At 62.2% G+C, this 15,467-nt stretch carries 17 protein-coding genes; 5 read left to right on the top strand and 12 right to left on the bottom strand.

Annotated features, from left to right (window positions below; all coding sequences use genetic code 11):
* Positions 1–61 precede the first annotated feature (61 nt).
* From FFI94_RS13765 to FFI94_RS13725, 9 genes are all read right to left on the bottom strand, one after another.
* The gene (locus tag FFI94_RS13765) at positions 62–613 is read right to left on the bottom strand and encodes an adenine phosphoribosyltransferase (RefSeq protein ID WP_260684104.1); all 552 of its coding nucleotides are present in this window, start codon (positions 611–613) and stop codon (positions 62–64) included.
* 35 nt (positions 614–648) lie between these two features.
* Positions 649–2,382 carry an ABC transporter substrate-binding protein gene (locus FFI94_RS13760; protein WP_138868352.1) on the bottom strand — a complete coding sequence of 578 codons (1,734 nt, stop codon included), beginning with the start codon at positions 2,380–2,382 and terminating at the stop codon, positions 649–651.
* Positions 2,383–2,384: 2 nt separating this feature from the next.
* Positions 2,385–3,605: a protein translocase subunit SecF gene (gene secF / locus FFI94_RS13755; RefSeq protein ID WP_138868351.1), complete on the bottom strand. Its 1,221-nt coding sequence runs from the start codon at positions 3,603–3,605 to the stop codon at positions 2,385–2,387.
* Complete coding sequence (gene secD, locus FFI94_RS13750) at positions 3,602–5,335, bottom strand: protein translocase subunit SecD (RefSeq protein ID WP_138868350.1); 1,734 nt, start codon at positions 5,333–5,335, stop codon at positions 3,602–3,604. The genes secF and secD overlap by 4 nt, the downstream gene beginning before the upstream one ends.
* 128 nt (positions 5,336–5,463) lie before the next feature.
* Positions 5,464–5,811 (bottom strand): preprotein translocase subunit YajC, encoded by a 348-nt coding sequence (gene yajC / locus FFI94_RS13745; RefSeq protein WP_138868349.1) that lies wholly within the window; start codon positions 5,809–5,811, stop codon positions 5,464–5,466.
* 138 nt (positions 5,812–5,949) lie between these two features.
* Positions 5,950–7,047 (bottom strand): Holliday junction branch migration DNA helicase RuvB, encoded by a 1,098-nt coding sequence (ruvB, locus tag FFI94_RS13740; RefSeq protein WP_138868348.1) that lies wholly within the window; start codon positions 7,045–7,047, stop codon positions 5,950–5,952.
* Complete coding sequence (gene ruvA, locus FFI94_RS13735) at positions 7,044–7,640, bottom strand: Holliday junction branch migration protein RuvA (RefSeq protein ID WP_138868347.1); 597 nt, start codon at positions 7,638–7,640, stop codon at positions 7,044–7,046. Before ruvA ends, ruvB begins: the two co-directional genes overlap by 4 nt.
* Positions 7,637–8,209 (bottom strand): crossover junction endodeoxyribonuclease RuvC, encoded by a 573-nt coding sequence (ruvC, locus tag FFI94_RS13730; protein WP_138873174.1) that lies wholly within the window; start codon positions 8,207–8,209, stop codon positions 7,637–7,639. Before ruvC ends, ruvA begins: the two co-directional genes overlap by 4 nt.
* A gap of 131 nt (positions 8,210–8,340) precedes the next feature.
* Positions 8,341–9,096: a YebC/PmpR family DNA-binding transcriptional regulator gene (locus FFI94_RS13725; protein WP_033234674.1), complete on the bottom strand. Its 756-nt coding sequence runs from the start codon at positions 9,094–9,096 to the stop codon at positions 8,341–8,343.
* A gap of 146 nt (positions 9,097–9,242) precedes the next feature.
* Between FFI94_RS13725 and FFI94_RS13720 the strand changes: the two genes are divergently transcribed.
* Together FFI94_RS13720 and FFI94_RS13715 are read left to right on the top strand one after the other, a co-directional pair.
* A complete protein-coding gene (locus FFI94_RS13720) occupies positions 9,243–9,599 on the top strand; it encodes a GntR family transcriptional regulator (RefSeq protein ID WP_138868346.1) in 357 nt (118 codons plus the stop codon).
* A complete protein-coding gene (locus FFI94_RS13715; protein WP_138868345.1) occupies positions 9,596–10,531 on the top strand; it encodes a hypothetical protein in 936 nt (311 codons plus the stop codon). The genes FFI94_RS13720 and FFI94_RS13715 overlap by 4 nt, the downstream gene beginning before the upstream one ends.
* On the opposite strand, the gene pdxT is transcribed toward FFI94_RS13715, so the two are convergent.
* Together pdxT and FFI94_RS13705 are read right to left on the bottom strand one after the other, a co-directional pair.
* On the bottom strand, positions 10,528–11,133 hold the full coding sequence (gene pdxT, locus FFI94_RS13710; RefSeq protein WP_138868344.1) for a pyridoxal 5'-phosphate synthase glutaminase subunit PdxT: 606 nt from the start codon (positions 11,131–11,133) through the stop codon (positions 10,528–10,530). The genes FFI94_RS13715 and pdxT overlap by 4 nt on opposite strands.
* Positions 11,130–11,984, bottom strand: coding sequence for an acyl-CoA thioesterase II (locus FFI94_RS13705; RefSeq protein ID WP_138868343.1), 855 nt, complete (start codon positions 11,982–11,984; stop codon positions 11,130–11,132). The genes pdxT and FFI94_RS13705 overlap by 4 nt, the downstream gene beginning before the upstream one ends.
* A gap of 89 nt (positions 11,985–12,073) precedes the next feature.
* On the opposite strand from FFI94_RS13705, the gene FFI94_RS13700 reads away from it, so the two are divergent.
* Entirely contained in the window at positions 12,074–12,685 is a 612-nt protein-coding gene (locus FFI94_RS13700) for a hypothetical protein (protein WP_397495441.1), read from the top strand.
* On the opposite strand, the gene FFI94_RS13695 is transcribed toward FFI94_RS13700, so the two are convergent.
* Positions 12,679–13,500: an acyl-CoA thioesterase II gene (locus tag FFI94_RS13695; RefSeq protein WP_138868342.1), complete on the bottom strand. Its 822-nt coding sequence runs from the start codon at positions 13,498–13,500 to the stop codon at positions 12,679–12,681. The two genes, FFI94_RS13700 and FFI94_RS13695, sit on opposite strands and share 7 nt — an antisense overlap.
* Before the next feature lie 175 nt (positions 13,501–13,675).
* On the opposite strand from FFI94_RS13695, the gene FFI94_RS13690 reads away from it, so the two are divergent.
* Positions 13,676–14,974 carry a serine hydrolase gene (locus tag FFI94_RS13690; RefSeq protein ID WP_138868341.1) on the top strand — a complete coding sequence of 433 codons (1,299 nt, stop codon included), beginning with the start codon at positions 13,676–13,678 and terminating at the stop codon, positions 14,972–14,974.
* A gap of 57 nt (positions 14,975–15,031) precedes the next feature.
* Positions 15,032–15,460: a pyridoxamine 5'-phosphate oxidase family protein gene (locus FFI94_RS13685; protein ID WP_138868340.1), complete on the top strand. Its 429-nt coding sequence runs from the start codon at positions 15,032–15,034 to the stop codon at positions 15,458–15,460.
* Positions 15,461–15,467: the final 7 nt, after the last annotated feature.

The raw sequence follows: 15,467 nt of genomic DNA, 5'->3' as shown, positions 1-15,467 counted from the left end.
CGCCCTGCAACGGGAAATTGCCCTGGAGGTCTACCAGACCCCCAGGTGCCAACTTTAATACTCAGACCTTGACCAGGGATGTCAGTGGGTACTTAACGAACCGATCTCGGCCCCGAAGTTCCTCGATCTCGAGCACCACCGCAACCGCGACGACGTTGGCGCCGGCCAATTCCACCAACTGCACTGCTGCTTCCAATGTCCCTCCGGTAGCCAGAACGTCGTCGATGACCAAAACATTCCGTCCGGTGAGATCGAACCCGTTTGCCGGAATCTCGAGCGTCGACGAACCGTACTCGAGGCTGTACGAACGCGAGAGAACGGGTGGCGGCAGTTTGCCCACTTTGCGCACCGCAACCACACCGGCACCCATTCGAGCCGCAGCACCGGCTCCGAGCAGGAAACCACGCGCGTCGACGGCTGCAATCGTGTCCACGTCGGGTGCACACGCAATCAACCCGTCGAGAACAGCACTGAATCCTTCGGCGTCGGCGAACACCGGTGTCAGGTCTGCAAAACGCACACCCGGTCCCGGAAAATTGTCGGCCCACCGCGTCAACCGGACAACAGCATCCGACGCAGCCAGATGCACCGCTGTCAGTTCGTCAGACGTCATCTCTGTCCCACCCACACTGATTTCGTTCGAAATCGTCATCTACGTAATACCCATCTGTCCATGTTCCAGCCGCTGGCCGATCGAGTCGGATTGGCCACCACAGCACTCATTCCCTGAGCGACGGCAACAGTTCGCACCTGATTGAACAGAGGAATAGTAGGCACCTGAGTCCACAGGATATTCTCCGCCTCCACCGACAGTCCCAATTGCGCAGCTATACCAGGATCGGTGTCCAACTGGTCGATGATCTGATCGACCCGCACATTTCCGTAGTCACCGAAGTTCGTGGAGTTACCGGACCGCAGCGCTCCGCGCGCGTCGATCATATCTGCCATGCCTGCCGCACCCGCCTGACCGGCAGTACCGGCCAAGACCGCGTCGACGCCGCCCGTGCGCAGTGCGTCCGGTGTGAAATCCGGGGAGCTGACGTCCTCGATCGTGACTCCGGCCGGTTCGCACGCCGCCTTCACGTCGGCCACGATCTGGGACCGCACCGGGTCGGGCGCGAGGTATCCGACGCGGACGGTCAGCTCGTCCAATCCGGCTTCGGACAACGAGACCTTGGTGGCTGCGACATCCGCCGCGCCGTATCGATCACCGTCGGTCGCCGCAGCATCGCTGTACACCAGCGAATCCGGAACTACCAGACGCGAATCCACGGTTCCGGACCCGACACCGACTGCCGGTGCATCAGGTGTGCTTCCGTACTGCTCGAACAACGTCGATCGAGGCACACAGTGCCCGAACGCCCGCCGGGCTGCATCGTCGCCGAGAACCCCCGACGTCGACAAGATGAACTGCTCGATGGACCTCGACGGAATCTGCTCGCTGGTGAAACCGGACAGCGCACTGAGATCACCCGCTGAACCGGAACCCACGTCGATCACTTCGATCGATTGATCGACAGCATCCTTGGTGAGATCCACACCGCGGGGCCAGACCACGATGCGGTCGGTGGCGGGAGCATTTCCCCACCACCGCTCGTTGGCGACAAGCACCAGCCCACCGTCTTCGGTGTAGTCCTCGACCCGGTACGGGCCAGAGGACGGCATCACCGCCTTGTCCAACTGGCCGGGCGTCATGTTCCACCCGGTATTCCAGAAATCGGCGATCTTCGTCAGCGCCTCGGTGTCATCCGAGTTCACGGCCGACACCAGGTCGGGTACACCGGCGCGTTGCATGGCGATGTGCGACGGCATCAGCGCAGTCGCCCCGAACAGCGACCGCCACTCAGTGAACGCGCGTCCAGGCTTGAACACGACGGTCGCATCTTTTGCACCAGGCTGACACTCGACCCGGTCGATATCGGCATACCCCAACGTGTTCGCCACGTCGAACATCGGCACCTCGTCGCCGTCGACAGTTTTCGTGAATCGGCCACTGGACGCGGCCCACGTGAGAACCAGATCATCACAGGTCAGCGGCACACCGTCGGAGTACACGGAGGATGGATTGAGCGTGTACGCCACCGTCAATGCCTCGCCCGGCATTTGCGCCGCGGTACCGATGTCGGTATCCGATACGGGAGCACCGATCGGGCCGGTGAATGTGAAGCCCGGTAATACCCGACTGAGCGCTGCCATCGTTCCCGAGACGGCTCCGGCGGCTGTGTTTCCGTTGTACGTGGTGATCGTGTTGTCGATTGCATAGCCGATGGACGGAGCCTGCTCGGTGGTGTTCTCCGAGCAGGCCGCCAACGAACCTGTGACCACCGCGGTGGCAGCAACAAACGACAGTGAGCGAACTACTGCTCGCCTCGCTTGGAGCATGATCAGTGAGCCTTCTTTTTTCGCTTTCCGGTCGGCCGAGCGCCAGGCGCGGGAGCAACTGCGGCACGTTGTGTTGCCGATGCTCCGGCTCCGACAGATTCTGCGTCCTTGGCGCCGAGACCCTTTTCCGCAAGCGTAGCCCGGCGAGCGAGAACCTTACGGGTGTGAACGGCCACAGGTCCCCACCGTTCCTTCATCGACACGAGGAGCGGGGTCGCGAAGAAGATCGACGAGTACGCGCCGACGATGATGCCCACCAACTGGACGAGTGCGAGGTCCTTGAGCGTGCCGACACCGAGCATCCACACCGCAACCACCATCAGGGCGATAACGGGCAGCACGCTGATGACCGTGGTATTGATCGAACGCATGAGCGTCTGGTTGACGGCGAGGTTTGCCTGTTCACCGTACGTACGACGCGTCAGATGCAGGATGCCTCTCGTGTTCTCCTCCACCTTGTCGAACACGACGACGGTGTCGTACAGAGAGAAACCGAGAATCGTGAGAAGACCGATCACCGTCGCGGGTGTGACCTCGAAACCGACGAGTGCGTAGATACCCGCAGTGACGATGATGTCGAAGAACAGCGCGATGATCGCGGCTACCGCCATGTCTCTCTCGAACCGAACCGCGATATAGACACTCACGATGACAAGGAAGACGATCAGCGCGATCAAGGCCTTCTTGGTGATCTGGCCACCCCAGGTCTCGCTGACGTCGGCAAAGCTGATCGCACCGATGGACGGATTACCGTCCTTGTCCTTGGGCTGGAACTCGTCGAACAGAGCCGTCTGCAGCGTGTTGACCTGCTGCGCATCAAGTGTTTCCGACCGAATCTGCACCGTGGCACTCGAACCCGAGCCCACAGTCTGCACGCTCTCCGGTTCGAAACCGAGAGCTTCGGAGTACACAGTTTCGACCTGCGATGTCTCGACGCCGTCTCCGGCCGGGAACTGGATGCGCGATCCACCCTCGAAATCGATACCGAACGTGAAACCGCGGATCAACATCGCCAGCAGTGCGATCGCTACCAGCGCGCCGGTCAGGCCGTAGTAGAACCGACGCTTGCCGACAACCTCGAATGCGCCGGTGCCGGTGTACAGACGCGACAGCAGACCGTGCTTGGGCATCGAAGCCTGGTCGACACCGGAATCGGCTGTTACGGAACGTGCTTCCAGGTCCGCCGCGGAATCTCCGGCAGAGTTGTTGTTGGACTCACTCATGCTCGTGTCTCCTTAGCCGACGCAGCGGCGGCAACCTTACGTTCGCGGGCAACCTCTTGGACTGCTCCCAATCCGTTGACGCTGGGCTTGGACCAGAACGCCGAACGGGAAGCCAGATGAACCAGAGGCCACGTCACGAGGAAGACCACGACGACGTCGAGGATGGTGGTCAGGCCGAGAGTGAACGCAAATCCGCGCACCTGACCCACCGCCAGCGCGTACAGAACAGCAGCCGCGATGAAGCTCACCGCGTTACCCGAGAGGATGGTGCGGCGGGCCCGTGCCCAGCCGCGAGGAACTGCGGAACGGAAACTGCGGCCCTCACGCATCTCGTCCTTGATGCGTTCGAAGAACACGACAAACGAGTCGGCTGTCATACCGATACCGATGATCAGACCCGCCATACCCGCAAGGTCGAGGGTGAATCCGATATACCTGCCCAGCAGCACCATGATGGCGTACACCATGACACCCGAGAGAACGAGGGACAGCGCGGTCAGCACGCCCAGCATTCGGTAGTAGACGAGGCAGTACACGAGCACGAGGACGAGGCCGACTGCGCCCGCGATCAACGCTGCTTCCAGAGATGCCAATCCGAGCGTCGCCGACACTGTCTCGGCTTCCGAAGCCGCGAACGAGAGCGGCAGCGAACCGTACTTCAGTGTGTTCGCCAGTTCCTTCGCGCTTTCCGCGGTGAAGCTGCCGGTGATCGAGGTGGCGCTACCGGCCGGCGTTGCGCCCTGAATCGTGGGCGCGCTGACAACCTTCGAGTCGAGGACAAAGGCTGCCTGCTTGCCGATGTTCGCCGAGGTGAACTGTGCCCAGGTGTTGCTGCCCGTGGTCTTGAACGACAGGCTGATCTCGTGGCGTGACTGCTGGGAGTTGAACACCGACGACGCGTCGGAGATTTCCTGGCCGTCGATGATCGAGGGACCGAGAAGGTAGATGTACGCACCATCCTGGGAGCACGCGACGAGCGGAAGGGTCGGGTCGTCGTTGCCACGCAGCGGATCGGCCACGGAGCAATCGAGATTGGCGACGGCCTGCTCTTGAACCGTGGGATCGGTGCTCTGACGCAGCGCTCGCGCAGCGGCGATCTCGGCTGCGGCGGCGTCACTTGCATCTGCGGAGTCAGCCGGAGCGGCCGGTGTCGCAGGCTCCGCACTCGGCGTTGCTTCAGATGTAACCGGTGCGCTCGTTGTCGGTTCCTGCGCCAGGAAAGGACGGTTCTGCGGAGTCTGCGTTTCCGTGGCCGGAGCTTCGGTGGCCGGAGCCTCCGTTGCGGGCGCTTCCGCCGCCGGCGTTTCGGCGCTGGGAGTGAGCGTCGTGCGGTTGGCGTCGCGTGTGGCAACGTCGATCGATCCGGTCACCGGACGGATGTACAGGCGAGCCGTCTGACCCAACGACCGCGCCTGTGCGCTGTCGTCGCCTGGCACCGTGATGACGAGGTTGTCACCGTCGATGACGACCTCGGATCCGGACACGCCGAGCCCGTTGACACGGGTCTCGATGATTTCCTGAGCCTGCTTCAGACTGTCCTGGCTGGGCGCGCTGCCGTCCGGCGTGCGCGCAGTCAGCGTGACACGCGTTCCACCCTGCAAGTCGATACCGAGCTTCGGTGTGGCCGATTTATCGCCAGTAAAGAACACCAGCGCATACAGCGCCACGACCAGGACCCCGAACAGGGCCAGGTAGCGGGCTGGATGCACCGTTCCGGTGGAAGGTGCCACGATCTTTAAGTCTCCTCATTAGGTGCCGGACGTGAGCGGTCCACGACCGCTCGAGTTGCGCCGTTCGAACGTGCGGCGATGCGTTAACTACACGATAACTCTAGAGCAGGGTCACGACGTGATTGCGTTCAGGAATCCTTGGTGAGTCGGATCTCGGTGTCAGTCGCCGACTCTTCGAACTCGGAAGACACGTCATCGTCGTCACTGTAATCCTCGACGACGTCGCCGACACGCTCGCGGATAACCAGACGTGACCACGTGGTGATGACGCCGGGTGCGATCTCCAGCTCCACGGTGTCGTCGTCCATCGACGCGATGGTCGCGTACAGGCCGGCCGTGGTCTGCACACGGTCGCCCACCTGCAACGAATCCTGCATCTCGGCAGTTGCGGCCATGGCCTTCTTCTGCTTACGCATGCCCAGGAACATCGGCACCAGCAGTGCGAGGATCAGGAGGGGGAAAAGCAAACTCGACATGTGTTGATCAACCTCGGTTTTGTAGCATGTTTTTCGCCACGCGGGCCCCGGATGGACCTACGCAAGACACCAGTGTGCCACTAGTTCCTTAGGAATCCCGACAGTTCGCCACTAACGGGAGGCGCTGACAACGAGAATTCACTCCGCGTCCGGGTCGAACAACGATGCTTGTGGTTCCCTCGCCCGGACCTCGATACCGCCAGCAGCCGCGTCCGGTGGCGGCGTCATGCCGAGTTGCTTCCAGGCCGCAGCCGTTGCAACCCGACCGCGTGGGGTCCTGGCGATCATGCCGGCGCGAACGAGAAACGGCTCGCACACCTCTTCGACCGTCGACGGTTCCTCACCGACCGCAACCGCCAAGGTGGACACTCCTACCGGGCCGCCGCCGAACGAACGCACGAGTGCGCTCAAGACAGATCTGTCGAGACGATCCAATCCGAGTTGGTCGACGTCGTAGACGGCAAGTGCGGCCTGCGCGACCTCCATCGTCACGATCCCGTCTGCACGTACTTCGGCAAAATCTCGCACTCGCCGCAGCAACCGGTTGGCGATACGCGGCGTCCCACGCGAACGTCGAGCGATTTCGGCACCGGCATCGACTTCGAGATTCACGCCGAGAATGCCTGCAGAGCGCATCAAGATCTGTTGCAGCTCATCGGGTTCGTAGAAATCCATGTGCGCGGTGAAACCGAAACGATCTCGCAGCGGACCGGTCAGAGCGCCGGATCGAGTGGTTGCGCCTACGAGAGTGAACGGGGCAACTTCCAGCGGAATCGATGTAGCACCTGGTCCCTTGCCGACCACTACGTCGACACGGAAGTCCTCCATCGCGAGGTACAGCATTTCCTCGGCGGGACGGGCGATCCGATGAATCTCGTCGATGAAGAGAACGTCGCCCTCCACCAGATTGCTCAACATCGCCGCAAGATCACCGGCGCGCTCGAGGGCCGGACCTGACGTCAGCCGAAGTGAAGAACCCAACTCACCGGCGATGATCATCGCCATCGACGTCTTGCCGAGCCCGGGCGGGCCGGACATCAGGATGTGGTCGGGTGTGCCACCGCGCATCTTTGCCCCGGTGAGTACCAGCTGCAATTGTTCGCGCACGCGCGGTTGGCCGATGAAATCGTCCAGGCTCTTGGGACGAAGACTTGCCTCGACCTCGCCGTCCCCCGCCACCAATTCGGCGCTGACCTGCGATTCGTCCTCGAAGTCGTCGATCGGGTCGAAATTCATCGAGTTTTACCGAGCAGCGAGAGAGCGGATCGAAGTGCGACGGACGTGGTTGCGTCGGGTGTTTCCGCGAGCACGGAATCCGTCGCTTGTTCGGCCTGCTTGAGGGGGAACCCGAGCCCTTCCAGGGCTTCGACGATCTGATCACGGATCGCATTGGCTGCGACGGCCCCCGACACCCCAGCGGTCGCAGGTACGGCGTCGACTTTGTCACGCAGTTCCACAACCATGCGTTCGGCGCCACGTTTTCCGATGCCAGGAACCCTCGTCAACGCGGTGAGATTGCCTTCGGACAGGGCGCGTCGCAGCGCCTCCGGTTCGAGCACCGCCAGCGTGGCCATCGCCAGGCGGGGGCCGACGCCCGACACCGTCTGGAGCAGGCTGAACAGATCCTTGGACTCGAGGTCGGAGAAACCGTAGAGCGTCATCGAATCCTCACGCACGATCATCGTCGTGAAAAGCCGCGCCTCACTCCCCCGGTGCAGCGCGCCCAGCGTCACCGGTGTTGCGTTGACGCGGTAACCGACTCCCGACGCCTCGATAACCGCATGGTCGAGAGCTATGTCGAGTACCTCGCCGCGAACCGACGCGATCATCGTGAACCTGCCTTCTTCGTGGTCTCGGCCAATTTTGCCTGATACTTGCGCATCTGTTCCGCTGCCATTGTCTCGGCGCGGGCCATTCGTTCGATCATGGGCGCCCGCCAACAGTGACAGATCGCGAGCGCCAGGGCGTCTGCAGCATCGGCAGGTTTCGGGGCGGTTTTCAGGTTGAGGATTCGCGTAACCATGGCCGTGACCTGCGCCTTGTCTGCGGTTCCACTCCCGGTGACAGCGGCTTTCACCTCGCTGGGCGTGTGAAAGAACACCGGAATACCGCGCCGCGTCGCTGCAACCGCAACAACGCCACCAGCTTGCGCAGTCCCCATCGCCGTACTGACGTTGTGTTGCGCGAACACCCGCTCGATAGCAACGACGTCAGGTTTGTACTGCTCGATCCACAGGTCAGCCGCATCCGAAATTCGGAGCAGGCGAGGTCCGAGGTCCATGTCAGGAGGCGTACGCACCACGTCCACGGCAATCGGACGCACAACTCTGCCGTTGCTCCCATCGACCACGCCCAACCCACACCGGGTCAGGCCTGGGTCCACTCCGAGCACGCGCACTTTTGTCACACCTCTCCACACCGAACAGCTGTTCGATAGCTTAGCGGTGCACGGGCGAACTGCCGACATCAACACGCAACCCGGCCGCGACGATTACCGTCACGGCCGGGTTGAGTACGACTGCGCCTGAACTAGTCGGCGTCGAGTGCTGCAAGCACCTCGTCGGACAGATCGATGTTCGTGTAGACATTCTGCACGTCGTCGGAATCCTCGAGGGCGTCGACGAGCTTGAAGATCTTGCGAGCGCCGTCGACGTCCAGCGGAACCTCTACCGATGCACGGAAGTCGGCTTCAGCGGAGTCGTAGTCGATTCCCGCTTCCTGCAGGGCGCTGCGAACCGCGACAAGATCCTGTGGCTCACACACGATTTCGAAGGTCTCACCGAGATCGGTGACCTCTTCTGCGCCGGCATCGAGAACTGCCATCAACACGTCGTCCTCGGACTGCCCGTTCTTCTCGAGCGTCACGACGCCCTTGCGAGCGAACAGATAGGAGACCGAACCCGGATCGGCAAGGTTGCCGCCGTTTCGCGTCATCGCGGTACGAACTTCACCAGCTGCACGGTTGCGGTTATCGGTCAGGCACTCGATCAGCACGGCAACACCGTTGGGCCCGTAGCCCTCGTACATGATGGTCTGCCAGTCCGCGCCGCCAGCTTCTTCACCGGCGCCGCGCTTACGCGCACGCTCGATGTTGTCGTTGGGGACAGACGTTTTCTTTGCCTTCTGAATGGCATCGAACAACGTGGGGTTGCCCGTGGGATCGCCACCGCCGGTTCGTGCCGCCACCTCGATGTTCTTGATCAGCTTCGCGAAGGATTTGCCACGACGTGCGTCGATCACAGCCTTCTTGTGCTTGGTGGTGGCCCATTTTGAGTGGCCGCTCATGCGATTCAAGCCCCTTTCCTGCTGTGTTGCGCACGCCGAATGCGCTTCTTTCAGCTCTGACGATGTTACCCGTCCCACGTCGCCACGTGCTGCATCCCCCGCACACTAATTCGCCAAACACGAGATTGTTTGCATAGAATGCAAACATGTTGATTCGGATTGATCACGCCTCAGCGACGCCTCTCGCCGATCAGATTGCGGCCGGAGTGCGCGGGGCCGTCATCCGCGGCGAAATCGGTCCAGGCGATCGACTGCCGTCTGCCCGTGCCCTCGCCGAGTCGGTCGACGTCAATCTGCACACCGTCCTACGCGCATACGCAACGCTGCGCGACGAGGGCCTCATCGATCTACGACGCGGCCGCGGTGCCGTCATCCGCGCCGAATTCGATTCCGGTGCAACAGCTCTCCACGAATCAGCGCGAGAGTTCGTCCGCCAGGCCCGCAATCTGGGTCTCGACACAGCCCACATGCTCGACCTCATCAAGGAGACCAGCACACAATGACGACCAGCAAGGTCCGACTCTGGACCGCAGCCTCGTTGACCTTCGTCCCCACGGCCGCGCTGATCGTGGCGCGCCTGGTGTGGGGCGATCAGCTTCCGCCCACCGTCGCCAGTCACTGGTCCGGATCGACCCCGGACGGATTCGCTACAACCACAACATTCTTCGCCATTACGCTGGCCGTGTCGTTGATCGCCTCCATGGTGGCCGCTGCCACCGCGATTCGCGCGAGCGACTCCGCTCCCCTACTTCTGTCCGTCACAGCCACCGCAGCCGCGACGTCCGCAACGATCTGGATCCTCAGTGTTGCCCTCACCCTCGATGCGGGCACTCCCGAGAACGCCCGGATCGGCTGGTGGATCGCCCTTCCCATTGCCGCGGCGATGACGGGAATCGGCGCGTGGGCACTCACCGCACGCGACGGGGCGACTGCGCAACCACCGCTCCCCACCCCGACCTTGGATTCGCCGCTGACCGCCACCGAACGCGCAGCGTGGATCGGCCGAGTCAACAGCCTCTGGCCCTGGATTCTCTCCGCCGGCCTGACCGCACTCACGGTCGGCACCGCCGCGTACTCCGACTGGTGGGTAGCTGCGATCCTGCTCGCCGCCACCGTCATGACAGCGGCCTTCGCATCCGTCACGGTCCGAGTGGACAATTCCGGGCTGAGCATCAGTTCGTGGGGCGTCCGGTGGAAGAAGATTGCCATCACCCGGGTGAAGTCCGCATCGGTCGACACCATCCGCCCGCTGGAGTGGGGTGGATACGGCTATCGCATCACTCCGCGGGGCACGGCGGTCACGCTGCGCTCCGGCGAGGCAATCGTATTGACTCTCGAGACCGGGCGCGTTTTCGCCGTGACCGTCGATCACCCGGAAGATGGTGTCCGACTCCTTAATTCACTCGTTCAGCGGACTGATGCCCGCGAGATCTAGCCTCGCACCAGGTCGACGAAGAGCTCGTGCACGCGACGGTCTCCGGTTACCTCCGGATGGAACGACGTCGCAATCACCGAACCTTGCCGAACAGCGACGATCCGGCCGGCAGCCTCTCCTGCTGCCGCCGGTACCTGGGCAAGAACCTCGACACCCGGGCCGACCCGTTCCACCCACGGCGCGCGAATGAAGACTGCCCGGACGGGGTCTCCGACAATGCCCTCGAAGTCGAGGTCCGATTCGAAGGAATCGACCTGCCGACCGAAGGCGTTGCGGCGTACGGTCATATCGATTGCATCGAGGTGCTCGGCGTCAGGCCGGGTGTCGAGCACCTCGCTGGCGAGCAAGATCATGCCCGCACACGAACCGTAGGCAGGCAGTCCACCGCGAAGCCGTTCACGCAGTGGGTCGAGCAACTCGAAAACCTGAAGAAGCCGGCTCATCGTCGTCGATTCGCCGCCAGGGATCACTATGCCGTCGACCTTGTCGAGTTCCTCCGGACGACGCACACCCACGGCATCCGCCCCGGAATCCGTCAATGCGGCAAGATGTTCCCGAACATCACCCTGGAGTGCGAGTACCCCGATCAACGGACGAGTCATGCGTGCGTTCCTGTCTTGTCTTCACGGTCCACCGGCTCGCGTTCGATCCGCGCCAAGCCTTCTTGAACTACTGCTGCCACCATATTGCCGCTTCGATCGTAAATGCGCCCCTGCGTCAGGGCTCGCCCGAACCCTGCCGACGGCGATGTCTGGTCGTACATCAACCATTCGTCGGCCCGGAACGGACGCAGGAACCACATCGCATGATCGAGTGAGGCATTCTGCGTCTTCACGTCCTTGTGCGGCACGTTGGATGTGTTGAGCAGCGTCATGTCACTCAGATAGGCCAACGTACAGATATGCAGAAGTGGGCGATCCGGCAAGGTGTTGCGATAACGGATCCAAACCCGCTGCTGCGCAGGCATATCCGGCGCCGATGTGGCAACGTCTGCGGGCACGATTCGCAGATCCCAGTTCCGCCACTCCTCGTGTAGCGGCGTTCCGGCGAAATCCGGATTGGTCAACGGGTCCGGCAGTTCCTCCGGCATCGGGACTTTCGGCATCCGGTCCTGATGCTCGATGCCTTGATCCTCGACGTGGAACGACGCCGACATCGAGAAGATCGTCTTCCCGTCCTGGACGGCGTTCACCCGGCGTGTGCAGAACGAGCGCCCGTCGCGGATCCGGTCGACGAGATACACCGTCGGAATCTTGGGATTACCCGGCCGCAAAAAATATCCGTGCAACGAATGCACGTGGAATCGCTCGTCTACGGTGCTGACGGCGGAGACCAGAGACTGGCCGGCCACCTGTCCACCGAAGGTGCGCTGCATAACAGTGGGGTGAACGGCCCCCCTGAAGATGTCCTTCTCCAACGTTTCGAGCTCGAGGATCTCCTCGATACCAATCATGAGTCCTCCGGCAGAGTAAAAGCCGACAGCGCCGGCGGGCAACGGGTTCACATTATCGGTTCGCCGCCGCCGCACGGCACCATGGTGGCGTGAACGTCTTCATTCCCTCCACCCCGCAGGCCCTGGCCGAACAGGTTGTATCACTGTGCGAATCACACCCGACGGTTGCGGTCGTGGCGCTGGACGGCGCTGATTGCGCCAGACCGGTCGAACTCGCGCAGCTGATCGGGGTTGCCGCAGAGTCACGACAACGCCCGAGTGCTGTTGTCTCTCTTCACGACTACGTGCGACCGGCGTCGTTGCGACTCGAGTTCGGGCACGAAGATCCGCTGAGCTATCGAACGATGTGGTTCGACTACGACGCTCTGGACCGTGAAGTTGTCACGGGCGCGCGAACGCGTCGCACGTGGCTCCCCCAGCTGTGGGACGAAGTAGCCGACCGGTCGGCACGATCCTCCCGTCGGCCCGTTCACGATCGGACGGTGATCGTCGTCGCCGGACCGATGCTGCTGGGGCGCGGTCTCGACTTCGACGTCACCGTCCGGTTGCACATGTCCGAGGCGGCACTACGGCGGCACACACCGCCAACCGACCTGTGGACCGTCGATGCACTACTCGAACATCAGTGCGGTGTAACCGACCGGATCGACCTGGACGTGCGTTACGACCACCCGGCTCGGCCCGCTGTGCGCACTCACTGAGTACGCAGGTGACGCGTCAGGCCTTCCTGGACGACCGCGGCAACCATGTTTCCGCTCCGGTCGAAGATCCGTCCCTGTGTCAGCGCGCGACCGAAACCGGCCGACGGCGACGTCTGGTCGTACAACAACCACTCGTCCGCCCGGAACGGGCGCAGGAACCACATTGCGTGATCGAGCGACGCGGCCTGCATCGGTACGTCCATGTGTGGGCGGCGAGACGATCCGAGCAAGGTCATGTCGCTCATGTACGCAAGAGTGCAGACGTGGAAGACCGGGTCGTCCGGCAGCGCCTCCCGCGAGCGGAACCACACTTGCTGCTGAGCCGCGGCACCGGGACGCTTACTGATATCGGCGTGTGGGACGAGTCGCAGATCCCAATCCGCCCACTCACGCGCCAGCCACGCGGTCTCACCGTCGTCGGAGTCGGTGGCCAGCTCGAGCGTCTCCGGATCGGGCACCGGCGGCATCTCGTCTTGGTGCTCGATGCCCTCGTCTTGAACATGGAACGACGCCGACATCGTGAAGATCGCCTGCCCGTCCTGAATTCCCGTCACCCGTCGCGTAGCAAAGGACCGGCCGTCGCGCACGCGGTCGACCAGGAAGACGGTGGGCTCCTTGGGGTTTCCCGGCCGAAGGAAGTATCCGTGCAGCGAATGAACCGAGAATTCCGGATCGACGGTACGCACGGCCGAGACAAGCGCCTGACCTGCCACCTGTCCACCGAATGTTCGGGGCAGCGTGGTCTCCGCGATTATCCCTCGGAAAATGTCCCGTTCGAGGCGTTCCAGTTCCAGAATCTCTTCGATCGTCGCCATCGCTACTCCCGTTCTCGGCGTCCGCCGCATCCTCACCGACAGTCACACAATGCCTGATCGTGGATACATTCAGCGAATTCAACCAGCCCAGACACGCGAAACACCTAAAACGGACACGCCAGTTCTTTACGATTCGAAGTGCAGGTGAATTCACGATCGCAGACCGGGAGAATCCATGCGTCCTCACACCACAACGGCAGCCGTTGCGTTGACGGTCAGCCTCGTCGTCCTGTCAGGGTGCGGAACCTCGTCAGAGGTGACGGATTCCTCCGACGTTTCGCAGAGCCAGATCACCTCGACAAACAATGACGCCGAACCGGCGTACGCGGCAACCTTGCGGCCGGCCATCGAGAAACTGATGAAAGACAACGTCATTCCCGGAGCGGTAGTGCTGATCTCGTCGCCGACACAAGGCGACTGGACCGCGACATTCGGCACCCAGGTCATCGGCGAGGACAAACCGATGTCGCTGGACGACTACTTCCGCGTCGGAAGCAACACCAAGACAATGACGTCGACGGTCATTCTTCAGTTGGTGCAGGAAGGAAAACTCAGCCTGGACGATCCCATCGGCAAGTACATCGACGGGGTGCCGAACGGCGACACGATCACCATTGCGCAGCTGTCGGACATGCACAGCGGGTTGTACAGCTACTCTTTCGACCCACAATTCAACGCGACGCTCGACAATGACCCGCAGAAGGCGTGGACACCGGAGGAATTGCTGGCTATCGCATTCTCCCACCCCGTCGATTTTGCTCCCGGCGAGAAGTTCGAGTACAGCAATACCAACATCGTGCTACTCGGCCTGCTCATCGAAAAACTCACCGATATGTCTGCAGCACAAGCGTTCCAGGAGCGCATCTACGAGCCCCTGGGTCTGACACACACGTCGTTGCCGGCAGCAGACGATTCCTCGATCCCCGACCCCCATCCGCAGGGATACTCCTTCGGCACCAATGTCTCCACGATCGACACCTTTGCACTCCCCGAACCCGAACTGAGCGCAGCGCTGGCCGGCACCTTGAAGCCGAACAACGAGACCGACGCCAACCCGTCCTGGACCTGGACAGCGGGCGGCGCAATCTCGACCGTCGGAGAGCTGGCCACCTACGTCAAAGCCCTTGTCGGCGGCGGGCTGCTGAACGACGACATGCAGAAGATTCGCCTCGACAGCATCCAACCAACCGACCCGAGCAATCCCTCCGCTGCCGGCTACGGTCTCGGCATCGCCCGCTTCGGACCTGCACTGATCGGCCACGACGGCCAAATTCCCGGATACATGACATTCATGGCACACGATCCGAGCACCGACCTCACCATGGTGATCGCGACAAACCTGGCGACGGTACCAACGGGCGAGGGGTCGGCGTTGGTACTGGCCAAGGGCATCATTCCCACCTTCTACGGCGCGAGTGCCGTACCCGGCGGTGATCCCGCTGCGGTACCCGCTTCGCCGACACCGACTCGCTGACTAGTGATCTTCGTCCAACTCGCACGATTTGCCCCCTCTCACATGAGAAAATGAGACATGACCGCCAACGATCTCTCCTCGAATTCACCCGTCGTTGTCCTTGCAGCTGAAGACAGCTGGAAACTGCTGAGCCAAGCCTCATTGGGCCGGATTGTTGTCGGAGCTTCCGGCCGCGTGGACATTTTCCCGGTCAACTATGTGGTCGACGACAACCACATCTACTTTCGCACCGCCGAGGGCACCAAACTCGTCGAACTGACCATCGACGACCGCGTTCTGTTCGAAGCCGATCACGTTGGCCCAGAACAAGGATGGAGTGTTGTAGTGCGCGGAACCGCGCGGGTGATTACGTCGTTCACCGAAACCGCCAAGATCGACGAATTGGGATTGCGGTCCTGGATTCCGACGCCCAAATACAACGTTGTCGAAATCACGGCAACCGAAATCACCGGCCGCGGCGTGACGTTCGATCACGACCAAAGCTGAGCGAAAT

This window comes from Rhodococcus sp. KBS0724, from assembly GCF_005938745.2.
Taxonomy (GTDB): Bacteria; Actinomycetota; Actinomycetes; order Mycobacteriales; family Mycobacteriaceae; genus Rhodococcus_F.
Note: the sequence above shows the minus strand (reverse complement) of the source record. Positions and strands in the feature narration are given on the sequence as shown.

What these genes read in the sequence shown, in the direction of transcription:
- FFI94_RS13765 (WP_260684104.1), bottom strand. Translation starts at nt 613, where the DNA reads ATGACGTCTGACGAACTGACAGCGGTGCATCTGGCTGCGTCGGATGCT.
- FFI94_RS13760 (WP_138868352.1), bottom strand. Translation starts at nt 2,382, where the DNA reads ATGCTCCAAGCGAGGCGAGCAGTAGTTCGCTCACTGTCGTTTGTTGCT.
- secF (WP_138868351.1), bottom strand. Translation starts at nt 3,605, where the DNA reads ATGAGTGAGTCCAACAACAACTCTGCCGGAGATTCCGCGGCGGACCTG.
- yajC (WP_138868349.1), bottom strand. Translation starts at nt 5,811, where the DNA reads ATGTCGAGTTTGCTTTTCCCCCTCCTGATCCTCGCACTGCTGGTGCCG.
- ruvB (WP_138868348.1), bottom strand. Translation starts at nt 7,047, where the DNA reads ATGAATTTCGACCCGATCGACGACTTCGAGGACGAATCGCAGGTCAGC.
- ruvA (WP_138868347.1), bottom strand. Translation starts at nt 7,640, where the DNA reads ATGATCGCGTCGGTTCGCGGCGAGGTACTCGACATAGCTCTCGACCAT.
- FFI94_RS13725 (WP_033234674.1), bottom strand. Translation starts at nt 9,096, where the DNA reads ATGAGCGGCCACTCAAAATGGGCCACCACCAAGCACAAGAAGGCTGTG.
- FFI94_RS13720 (WP_138868346.1), top strand. Translation starts at nt 9,243, where the DNA reads ATGTTGATTCGGATTGATCACGCCTCAGCGACGCCTCTCGCCGATCAG.
- FFI94_RS13715 (WP_138868345.1), top strand. Translation starts at nt 9,596, where the DNA reads ATGACGACCAGCAAGGTCCGACTCTGGACCGCAGCCTCGTTGACCTTC.
- pdxT (WP_138868344.1), bottom strand. Translation starts at nt 11,133, where the DNA reads ATGACTCGTCCGTTGATCGGGGTACTCGCACTCCAGGGTGATGTTCGG.
- FFI94_RS13705 (WP_138868343.1), bottom strand. Translation starts at nt 11,984, where the DNA reads ATGATTGGTATCGAGGAGATCCTCGAGCTCGAAACGTTGGAGAAGGAC.
- FFI94_RS13695 (WP_138868342.1), bottom strand. Translation starts at nt 13,500, where the DNA reads ATGGCGACGATCGAAGAGATTCTGGAACTGGAACGCCTCGAACGGGAC.
- FFI94_RS13690 (WP_138868341.1), top strand. Translation starts at nt 13,676, where the DNA reads ATGCGTCCTCACACCACAACGGCAGCCGTTGCGTTGACGGTCAGCCTC.
- FFI94_RS13685 (WP_138868340.1), top strand. Translation starts at nt 15,032, where the DNA reads ATGACCGCCAACGATCTCTCCTCGAATTCACCCGTCGTTGTCCTTGCA.